Below are 22,636 nucleotides of genomic sequence, written 5' to 3' on the forward strand. Positions count from 1 at the left end.
GGGCGTGAAAAACTTCGATCTCGCCATCATCGGCACCGGCTCCGGAAACGCCCTCCCGCCCGAATTCGACGATCTCGAAATCGCGCTGATCGAAGAAGGCCGCTTCGGTGGCACCTGCCTGAACGTCGGGTGCATCCCGACGAAGATGTTCGTCTACCCGGCCGACGTCATCGCGAACGCGAAAGACGCCGCACGCCTCGGCGTGAGCCTGTCCTACGAAGGAATCGATCTGCCCGCGCTACAGGATCGCACCTTCACCCGGCGCATCGATGTGATCGCCGACGACGGAGAGCGCTTCCGCCGCGAGGACTGCCCGAACATCACCGTCTATGACTCCCACGCGCGTTTCGTCGCGCCCAAGACGATCGAGGTCGGCGGTGAACGCATCACCGCCGATCAGATCATCATCGCCGCCGGCTCCCGCCCGGCGATCCCGGACCTCGTCGCCGAGTCGGGCGTGCGCTACCACACCAACGACACGATCATGCGGATCGATAAGGTTCCCGAACGTCTGCTGATCCTCGGCTCGGGCTACATCGCCTGCGAATTCGCGCACGTGTTTTCCTCCTTCGGTTCGGAGGTTTCGATCATTGGGCGCAGCGACGTCCTCATCAAACACCAGGACGCCGACGTCGCCCGCCGCTTCACGCGTACCGTGCGCGAGCACTGGGACGTCCGCCTCGGCCAGCCCGTGACCGCCATCGAGTCCGAGGGCGATCTCATCACGATCACCTTCGCCGACGGCACCTCCGTCACCGGCGACATGCTGCTCGTTGCCACCGGTCGCGTCCCGAACGGCGACCGCATGAACCTCGCCGCCGCCGGTATCCAGACCCACGACGATGGCCGCATCAAGGTCGACGAGCATGGCCGCACGAGCGCGCAACACGTGTGGGCCCTTGGCGATGTCTCGAGCCCCTACCAGCTCAAACACGTCGCCAACCATGAGGCGAAGGTCGTTTTCCACAATGTCCTGAATCCTGCCTCGCTGCGCTCCTTCCGTCACGACGCCGTGCCCGCGGCAATCTTTACCCACCCCCAGGTCGCGACGGTGGGACTCACCGAGCAGCAGGCACTCGATCGCGGCTACGAGATCGCCGTCAACGTTCAAGATTTCGGGGGCACCGCCTACGGTTGGGCGCTCGAAGACAATATCGGCATCTGCAAGATCATCGCCGACAAGAAAACCGGCCTGATCCTCGGCGCGCACATCCTCGGACACGAAGCCGCCATGCTCATCCAGGGCCTCATTCAAGCGATGGCCTTCGGCACCACGGCGCGCGACATGGCCGAAGGCCAGCTGTGGATCCATCCGGCTTTGAATGAGGTCGTCGAAAACTGCCTCCTCGGCCTCGAGCTATAGCGATTCGGTAAGGATCATCAGCTCCTACCACATCCCCTGTCCCTACCCCGATCGGCGATCTTAGTACCAGGGGGAAGGAACGCCATCATGAGAGTTATCTGGCGAGGCCTTGCGGGCCTTACCATTGGCCAACCGGATTAATTCGTCGCACGACGCCAGGGGGGAATCATGACGACGTCACGACGCCGTGAGCTCGATCGTCGAGAACGTCGTCGGCGAGCGGGAAGACGTCTACGCGGAACTGAAAACAGCCGTCGGAGCGGACTTCGACGACCTCGTGCGAGTCGTGATCAGCAACCACTCGATGGATGACCTCCTTTCTGCAATCAGCCAGCTCACGCCTGAGGATGATCCCCAGATCACCGGCGTCGGACCCGACATCATCAACGACGGTCTCGTGGTGCGAGTCCTGCCAGATGAGGGCGGCAAGGTCGAAAGAGCCATCCTCGCTCGCGACGAGAGCGCCCTGCGCGAACTCGTACCCGCGGTGGGCCCAATCCTCGAGCAGGCCGCTACCCAGCAGCTGAATGTGCGCTTCTAGCTAGGCGGCGGGGAAAGCCCCGCCATTTGACAGCTGAGCCGCGAGGCTTACTTCCTAGAGCCCGAGCGAGCGCTGGACAGCCAGCAGCGCGTCCGCGCTCTTGTGCAGCAAGCGGTCCTCGCGTTCATCGAAGGGGAACTCAATCGTTCGTTCCACGCCGCGGCGGCCAACGACTGACGGTACCGAGAGCGCCACACCGGAGATCCCGCGATAGTTATCGAGCATCGTGGACACCGGCAGCACCGCGTGGTGGTCGCCGAGCAGCGCCTCCACGATCCGCGCACCCGCGATGCCGATCGCGTAGTTCGTCGCGCCCTTGCCCTTAATGATGCGGTAGGCGGCGTCGGTCACCTCGTGCTCGAGCTCATCGAGGAGTTTCGGGGTGAACACCCGGCGTCCCTGCTCATCGGTCCAATCACGCAGCGGCGCCTGCCCAATCGTCGCCGAAGACCACAGCGCAAACTCGGTGTCGCCATGCTCGCCGATCATCAGCGAATGGACCGAGCGCGGTGAGATGCCGACCTTCCGCCCAACGAGCCAACGCAGGCGGGACGAATCGAGCACGGTTCCCGAGGACATGACCCGGTTCGTGGGCAGCCCCGAGATCTGCAGCGCCGCCGTTGTGAGAATGTCGCACGGGTTCGTCACAAGAACGTAAATGGCATTCGGTGCCTGCTGCAGCAGCTGGGGGAGCAGACTCGAAAGAATGTCGACGTTCGCGCCCGCCAGGTCGATGCGCGTCTGGCCGGGCTTTTGCCGCGCGCCGGCCGTAATGACGACGACGTCGGAATCTGCCACGCACTCGATATCGGAGCCGCCCGTGACGTGAGACGCCTGGAAGAATTGCGTGCCGTGCGCGAGATCCAGCACCTCGGCATCGACCTTTTCCGTATTGAGGTCATATAGCGCGATGGTGTTAGCCGAGCCTCGGATCGCCGCGGCATAGGCGAGGGAGGAACCGACGGAGCCGGCACCGACGACAGCGAGCTTGGTCAGGGGCGAAAGCGTCATACCTCTATCTAACAGGCATCACCGCCCCGAATACTAGGACCGATGGCAGCTGCTGGGCGAGTAGACTTGATACTCGATTCCCATGGTGACAAAGCTGCGAACTTTCTGGCGTTGGCTCATCGCAGATTTTGGCGATGTGGCCCCTCGAGCGCTGAAATACCAGATCTTTACCAAGCTGCTCATGGCAGCTTTCATCATCCCGCTCTACGGCCTTCTCGCCACCTACCTCGCCTCCGAAATGGGGGCCGTCACCAACGCGACGATCATGCAGTTCCTGTTGTCCTGGCGCGGCGCCGTCTTCGCTGCCCTCACCCTCGCGCTGCTGCTCGTCGGGTTCGTCATCGAAATGAACGGCTACATCGTGCTGAGCGCTCGGGCGCAGCACGGGCAAAGTGAAACCAGCTACCGACGGCTGCTGCGCTACGGCTTTTCGCGCTCGAAGAACCTGTGGGGACTCGGCGGAATCATCCTCATCTTCTATCTCGCCGTCATCATCCCGATCAGCGGGGTCGGCTTCAACCTAAGCTTCCTGCGCGGCATCAAACTCCCCAACTTCATTGCCTCCTTCATCGAGTTCAACACGTGGTACTCGCTCGCCTACTTCGGCGTCGTCGCCCTGTTCGCGATCGCGGGCGCGCTCTTCATCTTCACGCTGCACCTCATCGTGCTGTGCGACTTCAAAGCGGGCCGAGCGCTGAAAACGAGCGCCCGCCTCGTGCGCGAGAATTGGCGACTCGTGCTACTGCACATTGGGCTGCGCCTCGCGCTATCTGCGGTCTTCGTCGCGATCACGGTCGGCCTATGGTGGGGCCTTGTCGAAGCGCTACTCGATACCTACGGCGCCGATACCTGGCTGCCGCGAGTCTTCTTCTCCTTCCTGCTGCTCGTCCAATACCTCGCGACGTTCGTCTTCCTGCTGATCGAAATTCCCTACGTCGTCAACGTCGTGACCACGACGTTCTATACCGTCATCAAGCGCGACGACAGGCTCTGGCACTACGCCGAGAGTTACCCGCGCCTGCCCACCAAGCACCGGCAATCGATCATTGACCGCCTTGTGCGCCAGTGGCGCAAGATCGCCGCCGTCCTCATGATCGCCATGACGGCGCTCGCGCTCGTCACCGGAACCTTCTTCGAGGAAGTCTTCCGGCCGGACTACGACGTCAAGGTCGCAGCCCACCGTGCCGGCGGCTACGGGACGCCCGAGAACTCCCTGAGCGGGCTCGCCTACGCGATCGACGTTGGCGCGGCCTTCACCGAGATCGACGTGCAGCGCACCTCCGATGGCCATTACGTCTTGAACCACGACGAGTCCTTCTCGCGCGTGGCGCGCGATTCGCGAAGCGCCCGGGTCATGACCCTCGCCGAGGTCCGCGCGCTCGATATCAGCCTGGATCGCGACGGCTCGGAACACCCTCCCACGCTGGAAGAATTCCTCCTCGCGGCCAAGGGCAAGATCAAGGTCATCATCGAGCTCAAGGGCAAAACCGCCGATACGACGATGGCCGACGACGTCGTCGCGATGGTGAAGAAGCTTGGCATGACGAACAACGTCATCATCATGGGCCTCGACTACGACCTCGTGCGTTACACCGAGACCACCTACCCCGAGATCGACACCGGCTACGTCTACTTCATTTCGATCGGCGACGTCACGCGCCTGACCGGGGATTACATCATCTTGGAGGAGGGCGAAGCGACCTCAGCGCGCCTGACCGCCCTGCAGATCGCCGGAAAAAAGACGATGGTGTGGACCGTCAATGACCGTAAGGGGATGGACAAACTCGCAACCGAGGATATCCAGGCGATTATCACCGACCTGCCGAAGGAAGCGATCGAGGAACTCGCGACGACGCGCGAGCTCACCGACACCGAGTGGTTCTACCGGATCTTCTTCGACCGCTAAAGCTCGAACGTCTCATCCTTGCGGATCGCCCGAACCAGATCCGGCAGCATGATGAGGGCGGTGCACACAATCGCGAGCCACCAGTAGCGCGGCGAGCGCGTGATGGCCACCGTGAGCAGAAAAATGAGGAAGGAGACGACGAGGAGATTCCTCACGTACGTGCGCCACATGGTTAGCCCGCCGGCGCAATCGTCATGTCCGCCTCGGTGAGCGTCCCGTCGGTCATCTTGGTAAAGAATGCCGTCGCCCGCTCCGTATCGAGCTTGACCGCTGCCCCGATCTTGCCCGGCCGGAAGCTATAGGAAGCAATCGGCGGATGGCCGGTCAGGCCACCCTCGCCCGACGCGGACTTAAAGTACCAGGCGAGGTAGGCGAGGTCGATGATCCCCGTATCCGTATCCACCTGCAGGGCCCCCGTGCCGGCATTGACCGCCGACAGCTGGGAGAACGGGTTGATGATGAACGACGGCGACGCCGCTTTTTTCACCACCGACGAGATGACCTGGCGCTGGCGATCCTGCCGCCCCATGTCACCGCGCGGATCGGAATAGCGCATCCGGGAAAACGCCAGCGCCGTCGCGCCGTCAGCCTCATGGCAACCGGCCTTCCACACGAGCTCCGACTTCGGATCATTAACGTCGTAATCGAGGCAGAGATTGACGCCGCCGACGGCGTCGACGATTTGGCGCACGCCGCCCATCCCGATCTCCACGTAGTGATCGATCGTGATGCCGGTCAGGCCTTCGACGGTCTGCACGAGCAGGGGAGCGCCGCCGATCGCATAGGCCGCGTTGAGCTTGTTGTTGCCGTGCCCGGGAATCGCGACGTACGTATCGCGCGGGAGCGAGACGAGGGACGTTTGGCCGTTGGGGGCGCGGTTGAGCAGGATGATCGTATCAGTGCGCTGGCCCTGCGTGCCATCAGGAATCTCGCCGTCATCGCGCGAATCCGAACCCGCGAGCAGGTAGGTGGTTCCGGGCGTATCGCCGGCGCCCGAGAGCGCCTCGACCCGATCGAGCTTGGAATTCGCCCAGAGCAACAGCCCGATCGGCCAGGCGAGCAGCAGCACGAGAATCAGTACGGCGATCTTCTTGCCGCGGCCTTTCCGTCGGCGACGAGGCGGCCGAGAAACCGGGGACGCCGTCTGGCCGGCAGGCGCCGCCTGACGTTCTGCCTCACGAGTGTGAACGGGCCGGCTTACTGCGGGCCGCTCGGTCGCGGGCCGCTCGGCAGCGGGGCGGCGGGCGGCCGCCGGGGGCTGCTTAGGCGGAAACTGCGGCGGCGCGTCGCTCGCCTGCTCCTCGCGCCGCGGGCTAGTCGCGCGGCGTTCCGGCTGGATGGACTTGCGGACAGGTTCAAAGCGCGGGCGCGGCGCCGAGCCGGAATCGCCTACGCGCCGGGCGCCCTCGACCCCAGGAGCCTCGGAGCGTTTCTTTGGTTGAAACCGCGGAGGAAGATCACTCATTGGGCTCTGCATTCGCTCGGGTACACGTGGGGAACTCATCGTCTTGCTCGGCCGTGGTGCCGTGCTCCAGCGTGGGGCTCGGCGTCGGCGTTGGTGAGCTCGTCGTTGCTGACGCCGACGGGGTCGGGCTCGCAGTGTCGGGCGAGGCAGTCTCGCTCGGGCTGGGGCTCGCCGAGGCGGTGGCAGCTGAAGGATCATACGTGAGCGGACGATCCATGATGATGTTCGTCCAGATGCGTTCCGCGTCCTTGCCCATGTATATCTCGCTGCCGGCCCAGTCGAAGGGCGCCGTCATGAACGTGATGTGAGCAGGGTCGATGTTGCGCACCGAGTAGGCCAAGCCAGCCATGGTCGACAGCGATCCAATCTGCGGCCCCGTCGAGAGCGACTGCGTCGCAGCATCCAGGAACGTATAGAGCGAGGGCATATTCGTCAGCAGATTACGGCTGAGCGCCTCGCGGATGATCGCCGCGACGAGCTGCTGCTGACGGTCGATACGGCCGATGTCAGAGCCATCGCCCTGCGCATAGCGCGAGCGAGCCGCCGCCAGGGCATCGTGCCCGTCGAGGAGGCGGCAGCCCTTCTTGATGTGCAGATCGGCGCGACGATCATCGACGTCCTTCGGGAAGTACAGTGGCACGCCCCCCAGCGCATCCACCATCGTTTGGAAGCCCTGGAAATCGACGACGACGTAATCGTCGATGTAGATGCCGGTGAGAGATTCGACGGTCTTGATCGTGCAGGCCGCAGCCTCCGAGACGTTGCCCTTCTCACCGCCGCGAGCAAACGCATCATTGAACTTTCGGTTCTTTCCAGGCTTCGTTGTCGTGCCATCGTGCAGGGTGCAGGAGGGAATGTCGATGCGAAGATCGCGCGGAATGGAGACGGCATCAATGCGCGAGCGGTCGGCGGCGATGTGGATGAGCATCGTCGCATCCGAGCGCATGCCCTCCACATTTGAATCGGCAAAGTCGCCCGTCCGGACATCGGATCCCATGACGAGCAGGTTGATGGGGTTGCCCGCGTTCGGGTCGATCGGCGGTTGCGAGGACTGCGACGGGCGATCTCCAATGATCGAATCGATGTCCTCGACGTTGACGTTGCCCTGGAGTCGAACCCAGGCCAATCCAAAGGCTGTCGCAAGGAATAGCAGAACCCCGAGCACGCCGGCAATAGCGATATGCCATCGCGGATTCATGCCGCGGACACTGCCCACCCGGCGCGCATGAGCCTTGCGGTGGGAGAGTTGTCGAAGATTCTGCACGGTAACCGATCATACGGCGTTGTCATCGCAGAAACGAGGAAGCGCGCGAAAAAGCACAAGAAACCATCTTTGAGGTTCATGGGGGATCAATCTCAAGTAGGAGGACACGTGACACACTAGTGCCGTGCTCTCACTGCTATCCGTCGCTGCCCTGGTGTTTGTTCCGGGCGCACTTGTACTCGGGTGTGCGCGGGTCCCGTGGCGTTGGGGGTTTGGGCTAGCTCCGGGTGTAAGCCTGCTACTGGCGGAAGCGGGAGCCACGACGGTGTATTTCTCCGGAGTTCCCTACACCGGGTGGACCATGGCGCTCGGCCTGACGTTAGTGTGCCTCGCGACATTAGCTATTGGACATTTCAGGCCGCTCGGAGAATCAACGGCGGGATTGCCTACACCGTGGCCGTGGCGAACTTACATCGGCATGTGTGCCGGATTGGGGTTGTTAGCCGCACCCCTCATCATCGGAATGGGCGGAGTCTCGATGCTGCTTCAGCAGTGGGACGGCGTATTCCACTTGTCGGCCCTTCGCGCGATTCGCGAGCATGACATTGCTAGTTCGCTATGGGCACTTGCACCGTTGTATCAAAGCGGTGCTTCACCGTCCTATTACCCCTCGGCCTACCATGCGCTGATCTCGCTTTCGCCAACCGATGGTGTCTCGACTTTGAACGCGAGCATCTATATTTTCGCGACGCTGGTCTGGGGATCGGGTCTCGCCATGCTGGCGGCATCGATTGAGAAGCGGTGGGGGACCGAGCTAGGGATTCGAACTGGCTCACTCGTGGGCTGGATTCTCCCTATCGCAGCTGCCTTCGTTTCGGTCCCCTCAGTCCTGTTCCCGCTACTATCAGCGCTCCCCTATGCGGTTTCGGTGGTCCTGGTTCCTGGCATAATTGCGGCGTTACTGACGGGCGAACGGCGAATTGTGCTAGCCGCGAGTCTCGCCAGTCTTGGAATGATCGTCACACACCCAATCTCAGTCGCATCTTTAGCATTGATCATTGGCCCGACGATGGTCATGCGGTTCGTCCCGCAGCTGATGGTCAGCTGGCGGGGGCTAACCTCGTGGCGTGACCGATTGCGAGTGCTCATCCTCATCATCGTCGCAGTGACCGGAAGCTTCATCTATTGGAAGCTGCTTTCGGCAGTGCGCGGCTACGAAAGGAAGACCGGGGCCAACCCCTTCGGGGAGTTTTTTGGCGGACTCATTGACCTAACAAGCCTATGGCGAGCACACGACTGGTATCTGGGAGGCGTCGCGTTGGCCATGCTCGCCGTCTTCGGCGCAGTCGTGATGTGGCGGAGTCTGCCACGGTGGATTTCGGTGGGAGCGACTACCACGTGGCTCATTGCGTTGCTCGTCCGAGCAGTCGCGCGCAGCGATGTGTGGTGGCTGCAGCAGCTAGCTTCTCCGTGGTATTCGCAAGCAGCTCGAGTAGCGCCAATTATCACCATGATTATGGCACTCTTCACGGCGCTCGCGGTCGCTCACTTGCTTCGCCAGGCGTCCGCTACAACAGTTGTCACGACGGTGATGCTATTCGGCTTGGTAACGGGCGGTTGGCGTACATTGCCCCGGACGGAGCTCGTCCGGGCGGCATATCAGCCAGGAGAGATTGCCTACGGCACCATGGCGGATAGTGATGATTTTGCAGTCCTGACCTGGCTCAGAGACAACGGTTTGCCTCAGAAGGGAGCTCTGATTGGAGATCCAGCAAATGGTGCCGCGTTCGCATACGGGTTTTCGGGCGTCGATTCTCAGGTTCGTCAGCTGACACTTGCCACCCTGCCGCCCTACGTATGGTCGGCTGTCATGGGCTTGTCGGACCGGAAGGACGATCTGTGCTCGGAACTTCGAGAAAATGGCGTGCGCTATATCTACCTGGACGCGGATACCTCGACGGAGGGAGCAAAAGTGAGCCTGGATGCGACGGGTATGTACGACGTGGACACCACAGGGTGGAGCCGTGTGACGTCCTCGGGGTCGGTCAGTGTGTGGGAGCTTCCGGATCAATGTCATCGTCAGTAATCGGCTGGCGATGCGGAGCATTTTGGCGCGGTTCTGGAGCTCGCGCAATTGCTAACTGTCTGGACAACTCGGTGATACGGCGTTCCAAAGCCGAAAAACGCTTGAAGGTCGTGGCGACGAAACTGAAGAATGCGACAACGAGGGCGTAGAGGAGGAGGTCAGCGCCACGACCGACTCCAACAAGACGTGCTATCTGGCTTGCCGCGGAGGGGAAGATGATGAAATAAACCGCGATTGCGGCAAATAATGCCATGAGCAATCGCCGAATTGCTTGGTGGCGGGCACCCGCGGATGAACGGGTCAGAATTACTCCTGCGATGACTACACCAACGATGAGGAGTAGCTGAATCCAAAACCGATTCGAAGTGGCGAACGCTGTGAGAGACAGTGGGGCGGTTACGGTGGCGGTAGCAACATTCACAGTAATAGATTCCTTGTTCTCTAGCGCATGATGAGGTCGACGAGGATGTTGACCGAGTTCAAGAGTGACTGTCCCTTCGAACGGGAGTAGTCGGTGTAGCGAATATGTACGGGCATCTCAGCCCACGGCAACTTGGTGTGGGCGAGCTGAGAGACGATTTCCGATGCGTGAGCCATGCCGTCCTGACGAATTCTGATCCCCGAGAGGGCATCTCGTCGCAGACACCGCAGTCCGTTATGGGCATCGGTCAGCTTGAGCCCCGTGGTGAGTCGGGTCATGAGGGCCGCGGTTTTGAGAACGATGCGCTTCAGTAAGCCAGGCTTCGTTCGCTTATCCAGAAACCGAGATCCGTAGATGATAGCGAGATCGTCCTTCTTGGCACGCTCCACCATCGCTACGGCTTCCAAGGGATCGTGCTGACCATCGGCGTCGAAGGTCACGACGTATGCGCCATCGGTCTTGATGAGAACGTAGTCGAAACCCGTTTGCAGCGCGGCGCCCTGACCGAGGTTGACGGGATGCTGAACGACGATCGCGCCCGCTTGCGCTGCCAGTTCCGCGGAGTTGTCTCGAGACCCATCATCGATGCACACAATGTTTGGAAAGAAGCGCAGGGCTTCGGTGATGACATCGCCGATGACCTCCGCCTCGTTGTACAGGGGTACGACAAGCCAGGCATCGTCTACGGGTGTGGGACTCATAGGGGTATTGTTGCAGGAGTTAGCGGTAAAGTCCGCAACCGGCCGCATGCCCTAGGAGGATTAATGGCCAGCAGAATCGTAGATTCCGCAGATGTCTCCGAGGAAGCCGTCATTGGCGATGGCTCTTCGGTGTGGCACCTAGCACAGGTGCGAGAGGGGGTGACGATGGGCAAGAACTGCATCGTGGGGCGAGGTGCCTACATTGGCACGGGCGTCACGATGGGGGATAACTGCAAAGTCCAGAACTATGCACTAGTCTACGAACCTGCCGAGTTAGGCCACGGCGTCTTTATCGGTCCCGCGGTCGTCCTGACGAACGATCACAACCCGCGGGCAATCAATCCGGACGGATCGATTAAGTCCGGTGAGGATTGGGAGCCGGTCGGCGTGACCATTAAGGAAGGTGCGGCAATCGGTGCGCGTGCCGTCTGCGTGGCGCCGGTAACCATCGGCAAGTGGGCCACCGTTGCTGCGGGGGCCGTCGTTGTCAAGGATGTGCCCGACTTCGCACTCGTGGCGGGAGTTCCCGCGCGTCAAATCGGATGGGTCTCGAAGGCTGGCGTCAAACTAGAAGAGACGGCCCCAGGGATCTTTACCTGCCCCAAGACCGGCATCCGCTACGAACTCGTCAATGGAAAGCTGAAGGAAGAGAAGAGCAAATGACCAAGGAGTTCATTCCGCCCGCAAAGCCGATCATCGGCGACGAAGAGCGCGCAGCCGTAGACGAAGTTCTGCGCTCTGGCATGGTCGCTCAGGGACCGCAGGTCGCGGCCTTTGAACAAGAATTCGCCGATCATATGGTTTCCGGTCGCGAGTGTGTTGCCGTCAACTCCGGAACTTCTGGCCTGCACCTTGGGCTGCTTGCCGCGGGCATTGGCGAAGGCGACGAGGTGATCGTCCCGTCCTTCACCTTCGCTGCCACCGGTAACTCCGTTGCGCTGACGGGCGCGACTCCGGTTTTCGCCGACATTGAATTGGACTACTTCTGCCTCGACCCGAAGAGTGTCGAAGCGGCCATCACGGACAAGACCAAGGCCATCATGCCGGTCCATCTGTATGGTCACCCGGCAAATATGCCGGCACTGAAAGAGCTCGCCGACAAGCACGATCTGATGCTCTTCGAAGACGCTGCCCAGGCACATAACGCGTCCCTGAACGGTGAAAAGGTTGGTACCTTCGGCACCTTCGCAATGTTCTCGCTCTACCCGACGAAGAACATGACATCGGGTGAAGGTGGCATGGTCTCGTGCGGCGACGCCGAAACCGCCCGCCGCGTCCGCCTGCTGCGCAACCAAGGAATGGAACGGCAGTACGCCAACGAATTGGTCGGCTTGAACAACCGCATGACCGACATTCACGCCTCGATTGGCCGTGTTCAGTTGACGAAGGTCGATGGCTGGACACGCAAGCGCCAGGACAACGCCAAGTTCCTGAACGAGAACCTCGAAGGCGTCATTGTTCCGCCCGTCGCTGACGGTGCGGAGCATGTCTACCACCAGTACACGATCCGTGTGGAAAGCGGCGATCGCGACGCCTTCGTCACGACGCTCAAGGAGGAATATCAGGTTGGCTCGGGGGTCTACTACCCCATCCCGAACCACCGCCTCGAGTCGCTTGCGCCGTACGCGCCCGGACTTGGGCTTCCCGTCACCGAAGAAGCCGCCAAGTCCGTGATCTCGCTGCCCGTCCACCCCTCGCTCAGCGAAGAGGACCTTGAGCGGATCGTCGAAGCGGTCAACGCTGTCGCGAAGGCGGGAGCGTAACCATGGCGAACCTACGAGTAGGTCTTCTCGGCATCGGTTCTATGGGGCGCCACCACGCGCGCGTCATCCGCGAGACCGAGGGAATGGACCTCGTTGCCGTCGCCGATCCGGCCGGCGACAAATTTGGTGTGGCAAAGGACCTTGAGGTCCTGCCCGACGTGCATGCGCTCATCGATCAGGGCCTCGACGCAGCGATGGTTGCCGTTCCGACGGTCTACCACGAAGAAGCTGCGCTCGCGCTTGCCGAGGCCGGCGTCCACACGATGGTCGAAAAGCCGATCGCGGCTGATGTGGAATCTGGTCGACGCGTGGCAGAAGCATTCGATAAGGCGGGGCTCGTCGGCGCCGTCGGATACGTCGAGCGTTGCAACCCTGCCCTGCTAGAAATGCGCAAGCGCATTCAAGACGGCGAGCTCGGTCAGATCTACCAGATCGTCACCCGCCGCCAGTCCCCGTTCCCGGCCCGGATTTCCGATGTCGGGGTCGTCAAGGACCTGGCGACGCACGACGTCGACCTGGCGGCCTGGGTTGCGGGCTCGACCTACGAAGTGCTCTTCGCGCAAACGGCATTCAAGTCCGGGCGTGAACACGAGGATATGGTCAGCGTTGCGGGCCGTATGGCCAACGGCGTGCTCGTCAACCACCTGGTCAACTGGCTTTCGCCGTTTAAGGACCGCACGACGATCGTCACCGGTGAAAAGGGCGCCCTCGTTGCGGACACCGCGCTCGGCGATCTGACCTTCTACCGCAACGGCACGATCCCGATCGAGTGGACGCAGATCGCGAACTTCCGCGGCGTCACCGAGGGCGAGGTCACCCGCTTCGCGCTGGAAAAGCGCGAGCCGCTGCGCGTCGAGCAGGAAAACTTCCGCGACGCGATCCTCGGCAAGCGCAACGACCACGTCACGATGGCCGAGGGCGTGCGCACGCTCGAGGTCGTTGAGGCGATCCTCAAGTCCGCCGCCGAAGGTGAGGCCGTTCGCCTCTAATCGCGCACCGCGATAGACCAAGGCCGCCGAGGGAGTCTCGGCGGCCTTGTCGCATGTCAGAGGCGATCGAGAAGCACGACGTCGCCGCCCTCGCTCCACCGCCCACGGGTGAAGGCCGAGGTCCAAAAGCCGAGGAGCTGGCGGCCCCGCATGAGGTCGTAGGCGGCGCGCATCCGCGAATCGTCGGTGATGTACATGTCGAGGCGGAGCGAATCATTGAGACTCGCCCACGCGGAGTAGGCACGGTTAGCGAGATTGAGGAGTCCGACGCTCGCGAGCATCGTCTTGAGGCGATTGCGCGCTTCGGCATCAACCTGGATCGGCTGGTAGACGGGCACGTCATCCGCGCGATCACCCAGGCACGTGCGGAACAGCCGCTCGACGTAGGTGCCGTACCACGTGCGGTTGGACGTGAGCCGAACCGAACCGGTGCTCCACGCGTCCCACAGGGGCTTTTCGAGCATCGGTAGTGCCCAGCGCAGCCCGTAATACTCGTAGCCGCGCATGGAATTGTTAATGTATTTCGCCTGCCGCTCTCGCATGTTGTAGCCGACGATGGCGGACTGGGCCGATGGGCCGGTGCCGTCGAAGCCCATCTCGCGCAGGAAGTCCGCAATCTTCATCCGATAGCGCTCATTGGCCTCTGGCGGATCGTACGGGCCCTGGAGGCAATAGTGCTTGTCGGCGATCGCCTTGGCGATCTCCCCGCAGCTGGTGTTGGCTTGCGTCACGAGGTTCTCGTCGTGCATCTTGCCGACGATCGTGTGGCCGGGGGCGACGATGTCACCGCGTTGGATAATCCCGCGTTCTATCAGCACCTCGAGGGCGTACCAGTCCTGGACGTGGGGCAGGGAGACGCCCCCATAGCAGTAGCGGAGAAAATCGGCACGGTTAGGGGCGTGCCAGCGGCGGATCATCTCGGGTGTGCCGTATTCGACGAAATGCCACGGATACCCCGCCGCCGCGGCGATACGACTCGAAATATGGGACTCGCGTGAGTCCTTGACGCCGTAGGTGAACGTCACGACGTTGCGGACATCGTGGGAGACAAACCAGGCGATGAGCAGTCGCGAGTCAAACCCTCCAGATAGCGGCACGACGATCTGGTGCGAGCCCGCTTCATCCACGAGCCGGCCGAGCACCTCGTCCAGTGCTGCCGAGAATGATGCCTCGAATTCGTCCGTGTCATTGGTGCGCTCGCGCGCAAAGGCGAAACGCCCCCAGTCATCGACGCTGACCTCACGAGTCGCGACGTCGATCGTCGTCCGCGTTCCCTGCAGCGTCTGGGCGAGGCCCTCGTACAGGGTGTCAGTTCCGGACACGAAACCCATCGCATCGAACTCGCGGACCGAGTCCTTCGCCAGCCGCAGCGGAACATGCCGCGCAATCGCATGCGGGTCGTCACCGATGACGAGCTCGCCGGTCGTCGTGTACAGGACGGGGTAGGAACGGATCCGGTCCTGGAAGATCTCGACACGTTCGTCGGTGACGACGACGAGGGCCCCACCCAGGTCCTCGATCGCGCCTGCCGGGTCATCGAGGACCTCTTCGCGAGCCACGCGCCCCCGCGCGTAGATCGTCGCCCCCTCCTGGTCGATCACGGTCCAGCTCGAGACATCGAACGTCACATGGGGTTTCATCGATCTCCATCACATTCCGGAGCAAAACTCCACCAACTCCTGCGCAGTATCCCGTCTATCGTACGACCTGACGGTAGTCTGGACAGACAGCCTGCCTGGTTTTGCGGGACAAGCACTGGAGGACAAAAAGAATGCGCGTCGTCATTGTGAGCCCCTGGTTCCCAACGAAGAAAAACCCCAGCTCGGGGGCCTTCGTCGTCAAGGATGCGGTGGCGCTAAGCGACGCCGGGCACGATATCCGGATCGTGCATTTTGTGCCCTCGCACGAGGACGACGGGACACTCCGCGTCCACCACGAGGGGCTGCCGGTGATCCGCATCCCCATGGATACCAATAATCCTCTTTCGATCCTGCGCGCCTCCCGCGAGCTGCCCGCGCTGTTGAAGGGCGCCGACGTCGTTCACACCCAGGCGCTGAGCGCGATCGAGCCGTTCGTTTTTGCCCGGACTTCCCTGCCGTGGGTCCATACGGAACACTGGTCGGCGATCACCTCGCCGGAGACGCTGCCGAGCGCGGCCCGCATGATGTTGCCTGGTCTGCTGAAAATGGAAAAGCTCCCCGACGTTGTCGTCGCGGTCTGTGAATTCCTGGCCCGGCCGATCCGCGAGGTGCGCGGGGAGCGGCCCGTCGAGATCATCCCATGCCAGGTGCCGGCGCCGCCGCGGCTCATCGAACGCCCCAAGCCCGCCGATGTCCTGCGCCTCATTTCGACCGGCGCGATTGTTGAGCGCAAGGATCCCCTCGTGGCCGTGCGAACCGTCAAGGAGTTGAACGATCGCGGCATTGCTACCCGGCTCACCTGGCTGGGGGAGGGGCCCTTGCGGGCAGAAGCGACCGAGCTCGCCGCAATTCTCGGTGTCGATGTCGAGTTCCCCGGGACGAAGTCAGCCCAGGAAGTACGGGACTTCATCGGAGAATCGGACATGTTCTTTGGGCCTACCCGGGCCGATAACTTCTTTGTTGCCGCTGCCGAATCTATCGTCAACGGCCGGCCCCTGGTCGTTGGTGCGAACGGCGGGCAAGGCGAATACATCGACCCAGCTGTGGGCCAGACCGTCGACCGGCAGGATCCGCAGGCCTATGCCGATGCCATCGTCGCGGTGCGTGATCGCGCCGCTCATCTGTCAGCGCGCGACATTGCCGATACGGTAGGGAATCGATTCGATCCGGAAACGATCGCCCAGGCCTACACGGACCTGTACAAGCGGGTTGTTGCCGCGAAGCACGTATGAGAGGAGACGCCATGCCCACGATGATTTACCACGCACCGTATGCGCTGAATCCCGATTCGGTGTCTGCCTCAGCTATTCGCCCCATCAAGATGCTCCAGGCATTCCGCGATTCGGGCTTTGAAGTGCTCGACATTACGGGCCACGCGGCAGAGCGGCGCAAGAGATTTGCTGCGCTGCGTCGGCGAGTGGAAAACGGCCAGAAGATCGATTTCATGTATTCCGAGAATGCAACGATCCCGCCGTCGGTCACGGAGCCCCGTCACATTCCTCCGCACCCATTCCTCGACGCGGAAATATTCCGGTTTGCGAAAAAGCACGGTATTCCATCGGGAGTGTTCTATCGCGATCTGTACTGGAAATTTGAAGAGTACGACAATCGCGTGGGACAGCCGCTGGCATCCATCATGAAGGTCCTCTACCGCGCGGAGCTTCGCACGTATAACCGCTACTGCCACACCATTTTTCTTCCGTCGTTGGAAATGGGGGAGTACCTTCCGGAATTTGATCGTCCGAATACCGTTGCGCTACCGCCGGGCGGCGATACCATCGACTCGCCTGGACCGCAGGATGGTGTATCGATTTTTTATGTCGGTGGCGTTGGCGATCACTATCGGATGCACAACTTGGTTCGTGCTGTCAGTGAACTCGACGGTGTTCGACTGACGATCTGTACGGATGCGAAACGGTGGGAATCTGTCGCGCACGAGTATCCCGAGGCAGGCTCCCACGGCATCACCGTTGTTCATAAGTCCGGCCCCGAACTCGATGTGTTGTATCGGGACGCGAATCTTTGCTCCGTGGCCTTCGAACAGCTTGACTATCGAGAGTTCGCCTCGCCTTTCAAGTTCTATGAGTACATCGGGCGCGGGAAACCGATCATTGGAACGGACGGGGCACTAACAGGCAAGCTCGTCAACGAGATGGGAATCGGATGGACTACCGATAATTCGGTTGCTGCGATCAAGGACGTGCTCACTCGGTTGCGCGATAATCCGCAGGAGCTCGCACGTGTGACCCAGCACTGTGAAAGTGTTCGTGACCAGCACAGCTGGCCCGCACGTGCCCAGAAGGTTGCTCGCACGCTAACCGAAAGCAGGAGCTAAATCGATGCATGTTCTGTGGACTCCATCGTGGTTTCCGACCACCGACCAGCCGCTTAACGGGAGCTTTTTTGCCGAGCAGGTAAAGATGCTGCGGCAGGATGGTCTCACCGTCGGGGTCATCGCCTTGAACCCCAGGACCGCATGGCACCACCGCCCGGGGAGTTTTTCCATCGATCGGGAAGATCAGGTGGTTCACCAAGATCTTCCAATGGTCCCCAAGGGGATCGTTCCCGGTGATGGAAAGATTATCGAGGTTTATGCGAAACGCCTGGCGAAGATTTACGAGCGAGAATTTGGAATCCCCGATGTCATTCACGCCCACTCCGTCTTTCCCGGGATTCTGGTAGCCAGGGCACTCGCTAATTACTGGAACGTTCCGTACGGTTTGACGGAACATCGCCCATCAAGCCTTACTCGTAATCCGAAAGGCTTCCGCTATGCGATGATCCGGGATGCCGTTGTCGGGGCAAATTTCCGGTACGCGGTGTCACCCGATTTCGCTGCCCGACTTTCGGAGTATTACGACTCCCCGGAATTCGGCGTCATGAGTCTTCCCGTACCGGCTGCCTTTTTTGAACAGCCTCTACACCACACATCGGATGACGTTTTCACGTTCGTTCACGTTTCCCACCTCGATCGCAACAAACGCGTTGAAGAGACCATCGCGGCCTTTAATGAGGTACATAAGAAGTTCCCGCACACCCGTTTACTCATCGTGGGCGGGCGCCCGGAACGCATGGCGGAGCTCCGCGCATTTACCTCCATCCTGGACTGCCAGGATGCTGTCGAATTTGCGGGTCGGGTAAGCCGCGACGAGATGCCCGCGCAGATGAATCGGGGAGACTGCCTCCTGCTCTTCTCCGCTCGCGAAGCCGGCGGAACCGTGTTCGCAGAGGCTCAAAGCATGGGCATCCCTTGTATCGCGACGGCCACCCCCGGTGGACGCCACATGGCATCCGATGGTGTGGGAATGGTTGTTCCGATCGACGACCGGCCCTCCTTCATCCTGGCGATGGAAACGATGGTGGAAGATGCCCGCGAAGGCAATATTCTTCCCGCCGCTGAAATCCGGCAGCGTGCCTGGGAACGCTCATCATCGAGTGTGTTCATTGAGCGTCATGAGAAGGCTTATGACGATGCCATGAACCATCGCGGGCGCCAGGCGGATGTTCTTTTTGTCTCGCGAATCCACCTTCCCGAGGCAGCCGCAGCATCGCTACGGATCGATGCCGTCGAACGCGCGGTCCGTGCGGCGGGAGCGCGGGTCCGGGTGCTAACTTCCCGCCCGCCGAAGAACAGTCCGGCTCTCGCCCACGAAGTGGATGTTGAACGCGTGCCGGTGCTGCGCGATAAGGAAGACTACGTCCGCGGATATGTCCCGTACATGTCGTTCGATATTCAGGCGATGCTGCGCAGTCTCGTCAGGGCGAAGCCCGATATCGCCGTCATCGAGCCGCCGCCAACGACGGGAACCGTCATGCGGCTCGTCTCGATGATCAAACGCTTCCCCTACATCTGGTACGCCGCCGACGTCTGGTCCGACGCATCCGAGAGTACGGGAGCCCCCGACATCGTCGTGAAGGCCGTGCGGGCGATGGAGCGGTTCACGATTTCGGGTGCGGCCGGTGTCGTCGCGGTATCGGAAGGCGTTGCGGATCGCGTCCGCGAGCTTGGTGGAAAGAACATCCAAGTAAGCCCCAATGGTGCTGACACATCGATCTTCCGTCCGGACGGCCCTGTTGTCCCGGATGAGGAACGCGCCGAATTGGGAGTCGTGCATCCGTATTTCATCTACGCGGGAACTGCATCCGAGTGGCAGGGCGCGGAGCTCTTCGTTGAAGCTTTCGACGATGTCTTGCGTTCCCACCCAGAGGTCCAGATGGTCTTCCTGGCACGCGGATCGAGCCTGGCGCGAATCAATGAACTGGCAACCGAGCTCGTCGATCGACACGGCGAAAAGCCGGTTGTGGTCGTTGATCCGGTAACACCAGAGAAGGCGGCACAGTGGCAGCGCGGCGCGATTGGTGCACTCGTATCTATCGTTCCGGGCCTCGGCTACGACTTCGCCTACCCCACAAAGGTCCTGACGGCCCTCGCCTGTGGCACTCCGGTGGTTTACGCCGGACCGGGTCCAGCGCGGGACGACATCACGGTACACGACCTGGGATTGGTTGCGGATTACACCCGGGAGTCTGTGGCCAATGCCCTGCAGGATTGCCTTGCCCTGTCCGAGGACTCAGAGGGTAGACTCCATCGGGCTGCCTGGGTTGAAGACAAACGATCGATGGCAGCAATGGGTCAGGATGTGGCACGGTTTGTGCTCGACCTCGCGCAACCGGAAAGGTAACAACGGAATTTGGCTTCGTCGTGGGTTGGGCTCGCACCTGAAATTATTTCGATCCTTCTGGTGGTCCTGCTTCCAGGAGTATTGATCGTCATCGCGGCGATGCCGCGAACCCGCCCAGTCTTTGCGGTAGCCCAAGCACCCGCGTGGACGCTTGGCGTCGTTGCGGTCCTGTCTTTCCTCGAACCGCTCCTACCGTTTACGTGGGGACTCATCCCCTTTATCGGGGCAACACTGCTGGTTGCCGGGATTGCTTGGACTATCCGCCGGGCAGTGGAAGGGACCTGGCACACCTCGTGGGACGCATGGAAGAACGCTCGCGACTACCGCTACGTCGGCTTTGCAGCGGTGGTCTGGCTTATCGTTATTCTTCCCATCGTTCTTACCTCGGATGCCACGCTTCCCGTGCAGGGTGGGGACTCGAATTATCACTACAACCAACTCTGGTTGATGGAGAAAACGGGCGAAGCCTCCCCGCTGCTCTCTAATGCCACCATGGCCGGGGTCGATCCGACCCCGTGGTTCTACCCCAATACGTGGCATGCGTTGCTGTCACTCGTCACGGTTGGGCCGATGGATGCTCTGTCGGTTGTCAACGCCATGTTGGTGGTGACGCCAGCGCTTTTCCTCCTCGGTACCGCCGCCTTTACAGTCGTCGTTGCGGATACTGGCCGCGCATATGTCTGGGGCCTCGTTGCGGCGACCTTCGCGCCGCTGGCGCTTCTGCGCCTCCAACTCGCCACGACCCTGTGGCCGTTCGTGCTCGCATTTTCGGTTATCCCGGGCCTGTTGGCGGCGATAGTGCCCGAGCTCCAGCCACTGCAGAGCCGTCGCGTCCTACGAACGCTCGCAATATTTGCGCTTCCGCTATTCGGGATTTTCGCCGTGCATCCGTCGGTGCTTTTGGTGATATCCCTCCCGATCTTCGTGATCGTCGTCGCGACCCTCCTACGCAGGGGATATGTCGGCATCCACCGCGGTGAGAAAAAGCGGAGCATCGGTGCCGTTCTCCTAGCGGCGGCCCTCGTGGCGGCAGCGTATCTGTTCATCATTCTGCCGGGACCCCAGCGCTACTACTTTGGCCGCTTCCCCAACGTCGACTGGAGTGGGATTCCGCGGAAACTGTTCGTCTCGACGGCAATGTTCCTGCCCGGCGGCGGAGCCTATGCGGTGCTCTTCTATCTCGGCGTCTGCATTATTACGGCCGCGGGTATCGTCCTGCTGTGGAAGAAGCGTAAGTATGCGCTCCTGCTCGCGTGGTTTTCGCAGTGGCTGATCGTCGTCGCCAGCTATCTGCCGATCAAGGGCGTTTCGAATCTCACGGCGCTGTATTACAACCATCCCAACCGGGCCGAATTCGCCGCGGCAATCTACTTCGTCCCGATGGCTGGTTATCTCTTCTACGAGATTGCTGGGTGGGCCGGGGAGCGCTGGTCATGGAAGAACGCCCCGCGGGTCGAGTCTGTGCTTGCCATGGTGCTCGTACTTTGCACGACGATCTATGGTTTTAAGGGCGTAGGCAACGACACGGAGACGACCTTCCACCCCAAGGAAGACAATGTCCGCTACCTAGCTTCGCCGGAAGAAATTGCCATGATTCGGGCAGCTGGGAACGTTCTCCCGGCCGATGCCTATGTGATTGGTGACCCAGCAGCTGGCGCGGCTCTCCTCCAGCCACTGTCGAATATCGACGTCGTCTGGCCATATCCGAATTATCCGACGAAGGGCGATGACGCTTTCCTCCTTCAGCGCTTCCGCCTGATCGACTCCGATCCGTTCGTGTGCGATCTGCTGAACGAGTACGACATCGCATATTTCTATGACGATGAGGCCCGGTATTACAACGGTGGATACACCGATGCTCTACGCCCGGGGCTGTATGGCGTCGACACATCGGAAGGGTTCACGGAAATCGCTCGCGGCGGGACGGCAGTGCTCTACCGCATCGACGCCTGCAATGATTAGGGCTGATCGGCTCTCAGTTGATCCGCTTGGAGAGAAAACTCCCACTTTCCCGTCGTGCGGGCCAGTACCCCGAGTTGATGGATGACGCCGGTGTGGTAAGTCCCGGGGCGCATGTCCTGATCTTTGCAGTATTCTGCAGCGCAATAGTATGAAGCACCGTTCTCGAACCGATAGTCATTGAATGCCCTCGAGACGGTTTGAGCCGCAGAACTGAATAGTTTCGCTGCCTCCACGTTGTGAGTGATCCTGTAGTAGTCGATAAGTCCGAAGGCCGCGTAGATATGGCCGTTGATGACATGAGACGGCTCACCGGTTCCCGGATATTCTTCGAACCAAACAGTCTCGGAATCGGGGGAATATACGAACCAAGGGGATTCTGTTGATACTTCGCTCACCGAGTGATCAAACGATTTGAACGCTGCGTCCGCCAGTTTCCTCCAGGAATTCTCTCCCGTGATTTCGTGTAGCCAGCTAAAGACTGATAGTGCCATTCCTTGAGCCATGCCTGAGTACCAGGGGTTCGGTAGCGCCATTGCAGGATCGTGGTTCATTGCGTAGTCGAACCGATAGGGAAACCACAATGCACCCTCGTGATACTCGCCTACGTCTGCCAACTTATTCGCATGTCGAATCGCAGAATCGAGATACATCTGATCATGGTTCTGCTCAAATGACCCCAATAGAGCTAGAACTTCCCAGCAGAGTGATACCGGATGGTAAAACTTTTCACCCGATTTCTTATCCAGATACATGACGATTCCGTCAGCATCTCGAGGTTTCTCAGCTGGTGTCAATGCCCTGATGTTTCCGGGCTGCCGGGAGTACGGGTGTGTCGCTTCAACATTGATCCGATACGAAGGGGAGTCTTCTTCGCTGCTGCAAGCGGTGAGGACACTGAGAGA

The 22,636-nt window shown here is 61.0% G+C and carries 19 protein-coding genes; 11 read left to right on the top strand and 8 right to left on the bottom strand.

What is annotated here, in order from left to right:
• Positions 1 to 4 precede the first annotated feature (4 nt).
• Both BLU67_RS00455 and BLU67_RS00460 read left to right on the top strand, forming a co-directional pair.
• On the top strand, positions 5 to 1,363 hold the full coding sequence (locus BLU67_RS00455; RefSeq protein ID WP_092560891.1) for a mycothione reductase: 1,359 nt from the start codon (positions 5 to 7) through the stop codon (positions 1,361 to 1,363).
• A gap of 187 nt (positions 1,364 to 1,550) precedes the next feature.
• Positions 1,551 to 1,904 carry a hypothetical protein gene (locus tag BLU67_RS00460; RefSeq protein ID WP_092560893.1) on the top strand — a complete coding sequence of 118 codons (354 nt, stop codon included), beginning with the start codon at positions 1,551 to 1,553 and terminating at the stop codon, positions 1,902 to 1,904.
• Between the two features lie 54 nt (positions 1,905 to 1,958).
• Here the strand turns inward: BLU67_RS00460 and BLU67_RS00465 are convergent, their stop codons facing one another.
• Positions 1,959 to 2,915: an L-lactate dehydrogenase gene (locus tag BLU67_RS00465; RefSeq protein ID WP_092560895.1), complete on the bottom strand. Its 957-nt coding sequence runs from the start codon at positions 2,913 to 2,915 to the stop codon at positions 1,959 to 1,961.
• Positions 2,916 to 3,051: 136 nt separating this feature from the next.
• Here BLU67_RS00465 and BLU67_RS00470 point away from each other — a divergent pair, with 136 nt between their 5' ends.
• Entirely contained in the window at positions 3,052 to 4,821 is a 1,770-nt protein-coding gene (locus BLU67_RS00470; protein ID WP_176780636.1) for a glycerophosphoryl diester phosphodiesterase membrane domain-containing protein, read from the top strand.
• Here the strand turns inward: BLU67_RS00470 and BLU67_RS12200 are convergent.
• Genes BLU67_RS12200 through BLU67_RS00480 form a run of 3 tightly spaced genes read right to left on the bottom strand, consistent with a single transcriptional unit; the run spans position 4,818 to position 7,550 of the window.
• Complete coding sequence (locus tag BLU67_RS12200; RefSeq protein WP_176780637.1) at positions 4,818 to 4,976, bottom strand: hypothetical protein; 159 nt, start codon at positions 4,974 to 4,976, stop codon at positions 4,818 to 4,820. The two genes, BLU67_RS00470 and BLU67_RS12200, sit on opposite strands and share 4 nt — an antisense overlap.
• 17 nt (positions 4,977 to 4,993) lie before the next feature.
• Positions 4,994 to 6,286, bottom strand: a complete 1,293-nt coding sequence (locus BLU67_RS00475; protein WP_092560899.1) for an LCP family protein — start codon at positions 6,284 to 6,286, stop codon at positions 4,994 to 4,996.
• The gene (locus tag BLU67_RS00480; RefSeq protein ID WP_143027284.1) at positions 6,279 to 7,550 is read right to left on the bottom strand and encodes an LCP family protein; all 1,272 of its coding nucleotides are present in this window, start codon (positions 7,548 to 7,550) and stop codon (positions 6,279 to 6,281) included. The genes BLU67_RS00475 and BLU67_RS00480 overlap by 8 nt, the downstream gene beginning before the upstream one ends.
• 154 nt (positions 7,551 to 7,704) lie before the next feature.
• Between BLU67_RS00480 and BLU67_RS00485 the strand changes: the two genes are divergently transcribed.
• Positions 7,705 to 9,576, top strand: coding sequence for a DUF6541 family protein (locus BLU67_RS00485; protein ID WP_315971767.1), 1,872 nt, complete (start codon positions 7,705 to 7,707; stop codon positions 9,574 to 9,576).
• On the opposite strand, the gene BLU67_RS00490 is transcribed toward BLU67_RS00485, so the two are convergent.
• Both BLU67_RS00490 and BLU67_RS00495 read right to left on the bottom strand, forming a co-directional pair.
• The gene (locus tag BLU67_RS00490) at positions 9,536 to 9,997 is read right to left on the bottom strand and encodes a DUF2304 domain-containing protein (RefSeq protein WP_261976980.1); all 462 of its coding nucleotides are present in this window, start codon (positions 9,995 to 9,997) and stop codon (positions 9,536 to 9,538) included. The genes BLU67_RS00485 and BLU67_RS00490 overlap by 41 nt on opposite strands.
• Positions 9,998 to 10,017: 20 nt before the next feature.
• Entirely contained in the window at positions 10,018 to 10,698 is a 681-nt protein-coding gene (locus BLU67_RS00495) for a glycosyltransferase family 2 protein (RefSeq protein WP_092560905.1), read from the bottom strand.
• Positions 10,699 to 10,761: 63 nt separating this feature from the next.
• Between BLU67_RS00495 and BLU67_RS00500 the strand changes: the two genes are divergently transcribed.
• From BLU67_RS00500 to BLU67_RS00510, 3 genes are read left to right on the top strand one after another with little or no spacing between them, the layout of a single operon-like run.
• Positions 10,762 to 11,361 (top strand): acyltransferase, encoded by a 600-nt coding sequence (locus BLU67_RS00500; protein WP_092560907.1) that lies wholly within the window; start codon positions 10,762 to 10,764, stop codon positions 11,359 to 11,361.
• Positions 11,358 to 12,461, top strand: coding sequence for a DegT/DnrJ/EryC1/StrS family aminotransferase (locus BLU67_RS00505; RefSeq protein WP_092560909.1), 1,104 nt, complete (start codon positions 11,358 to 11,360; stop codon positions 12,459 to 12,461). The genes BLU67_RS00500 and BLU67_RS00505 overlap by 4 nt, the downstream gene beginning before the upstream one ends.
• Positions 12,462 to 12,463: 2 nt before the next feature.
• On the top strand, positions 12,464 to 13,450 hold the full coding sequence (locus BLU67_RS00510) for a Gfo/Idh/MocA family protein (protein WP_092560911.1): 987 nt from the start codon (positions 12,464 to 12,466) through the stop codon (positions 13,448 to 13,450).
• 56 nt (positions 13,451 to 13,506) lie between these two features.
• Here BLU67_RS00510 and BLU67_RS00515 read toward each other — a convergent pair whose 3' ends face one another.
• Positions 13,507 to 15,090 (bottom strand): asparagine synthetase B family protein, encoded by a 1,584-nt coding sequence (locus BLU67_RS00515; RefSeq protein ID WP_092560913.1) that lies wholly within the window; start codon positions 15,088 to 15,090, stop codon positions 13,507 to 13,509.
• A 131-nt stretch (positions 15,091 to 15,221) separates the two neighbouring features.
• Here BLU67_RS00515 and BLU67_RS00520 point away from each other — a divergent pair, with 131 nt between their 5' ends.
• The 4 genes from BLU67_RS00520 to BLU67_RS00535 are packed head-to-tail and all read left to right on the top strand — an operon-like array spanning position 15,222 to position 21,734.
• Complete coding sequence (locus BLU67_RS00520) at positions 15,222 to 16,322, top strand: glycosyltransferase family 4 protein (protein WP_092560915.1); 1,101 nt, start codon at positions 15,222 to 15,224, stop codon at positions 16,320 to 16,322.
• An 11-nt stretch (positions 16,323 to 16,333) separates the two neighbouring features.
• Entirely contained in the window at positions 16,334 to 17,425 is a 1,092-nt protein-coding gene (locus BLU67_RS00525; protein ID WP_092560917.1) for a glycosyltransferase family protein, read from the top strand.
• A 4-nt stretch (positions 17,426 to 17,429) separates the two neighbouring features.
• A complete protein-coding gene (locus tag BLU67_RS00530; protein WP_092560919.1) occupies positions 17,430 to 19,772 on the top strand; it encodes a glycosyltransferase in 2,343 nt (780 codons plus the stop codon).
• A gap of 60 nt (positions 19,773 to 19,832) precedes the next feature.
• Positions 19,833 to 21,734, top strand: coding sequence for a DUF6541 family protein (locus BLU67_RS00535; protein ID WP_315971766.1), 1,902 nt, complete (start codon positions 19,833 to 19,835; stop codon positions 21,732 to 21,734).
• Here BLU67_RS00535 and BLU67_RS00540 read toward each other — a convergent pair.
• A complete protein-coding gene (locus tag BLU67_RS00540) occupies positions 21,731 to 22,486 on the bottom strand; it encodes a D-glucuronyl C5-epimerase family protein (RefSeq protein WP_092560923.1) in 756 nt (251 codons plus the stop codon). The genes BLU67_RS00535 and BLU67_RS00540 overlap by 4 nt on opposite strands.
• Between the last annotated feature and the right edge of the window lie 150 nt (positions 22,487 to 22,636).

Source organism: Bowdeniella nasicola (assembly GCF_900107735.1).
Taxonomy (GTDB): domain Bacteria; phylum Actinomycetota; class Actinomycetes; order Actinomycetales; family Actinomycetaceae; genus Bowdeniella; species Bowdeniella massiliensis.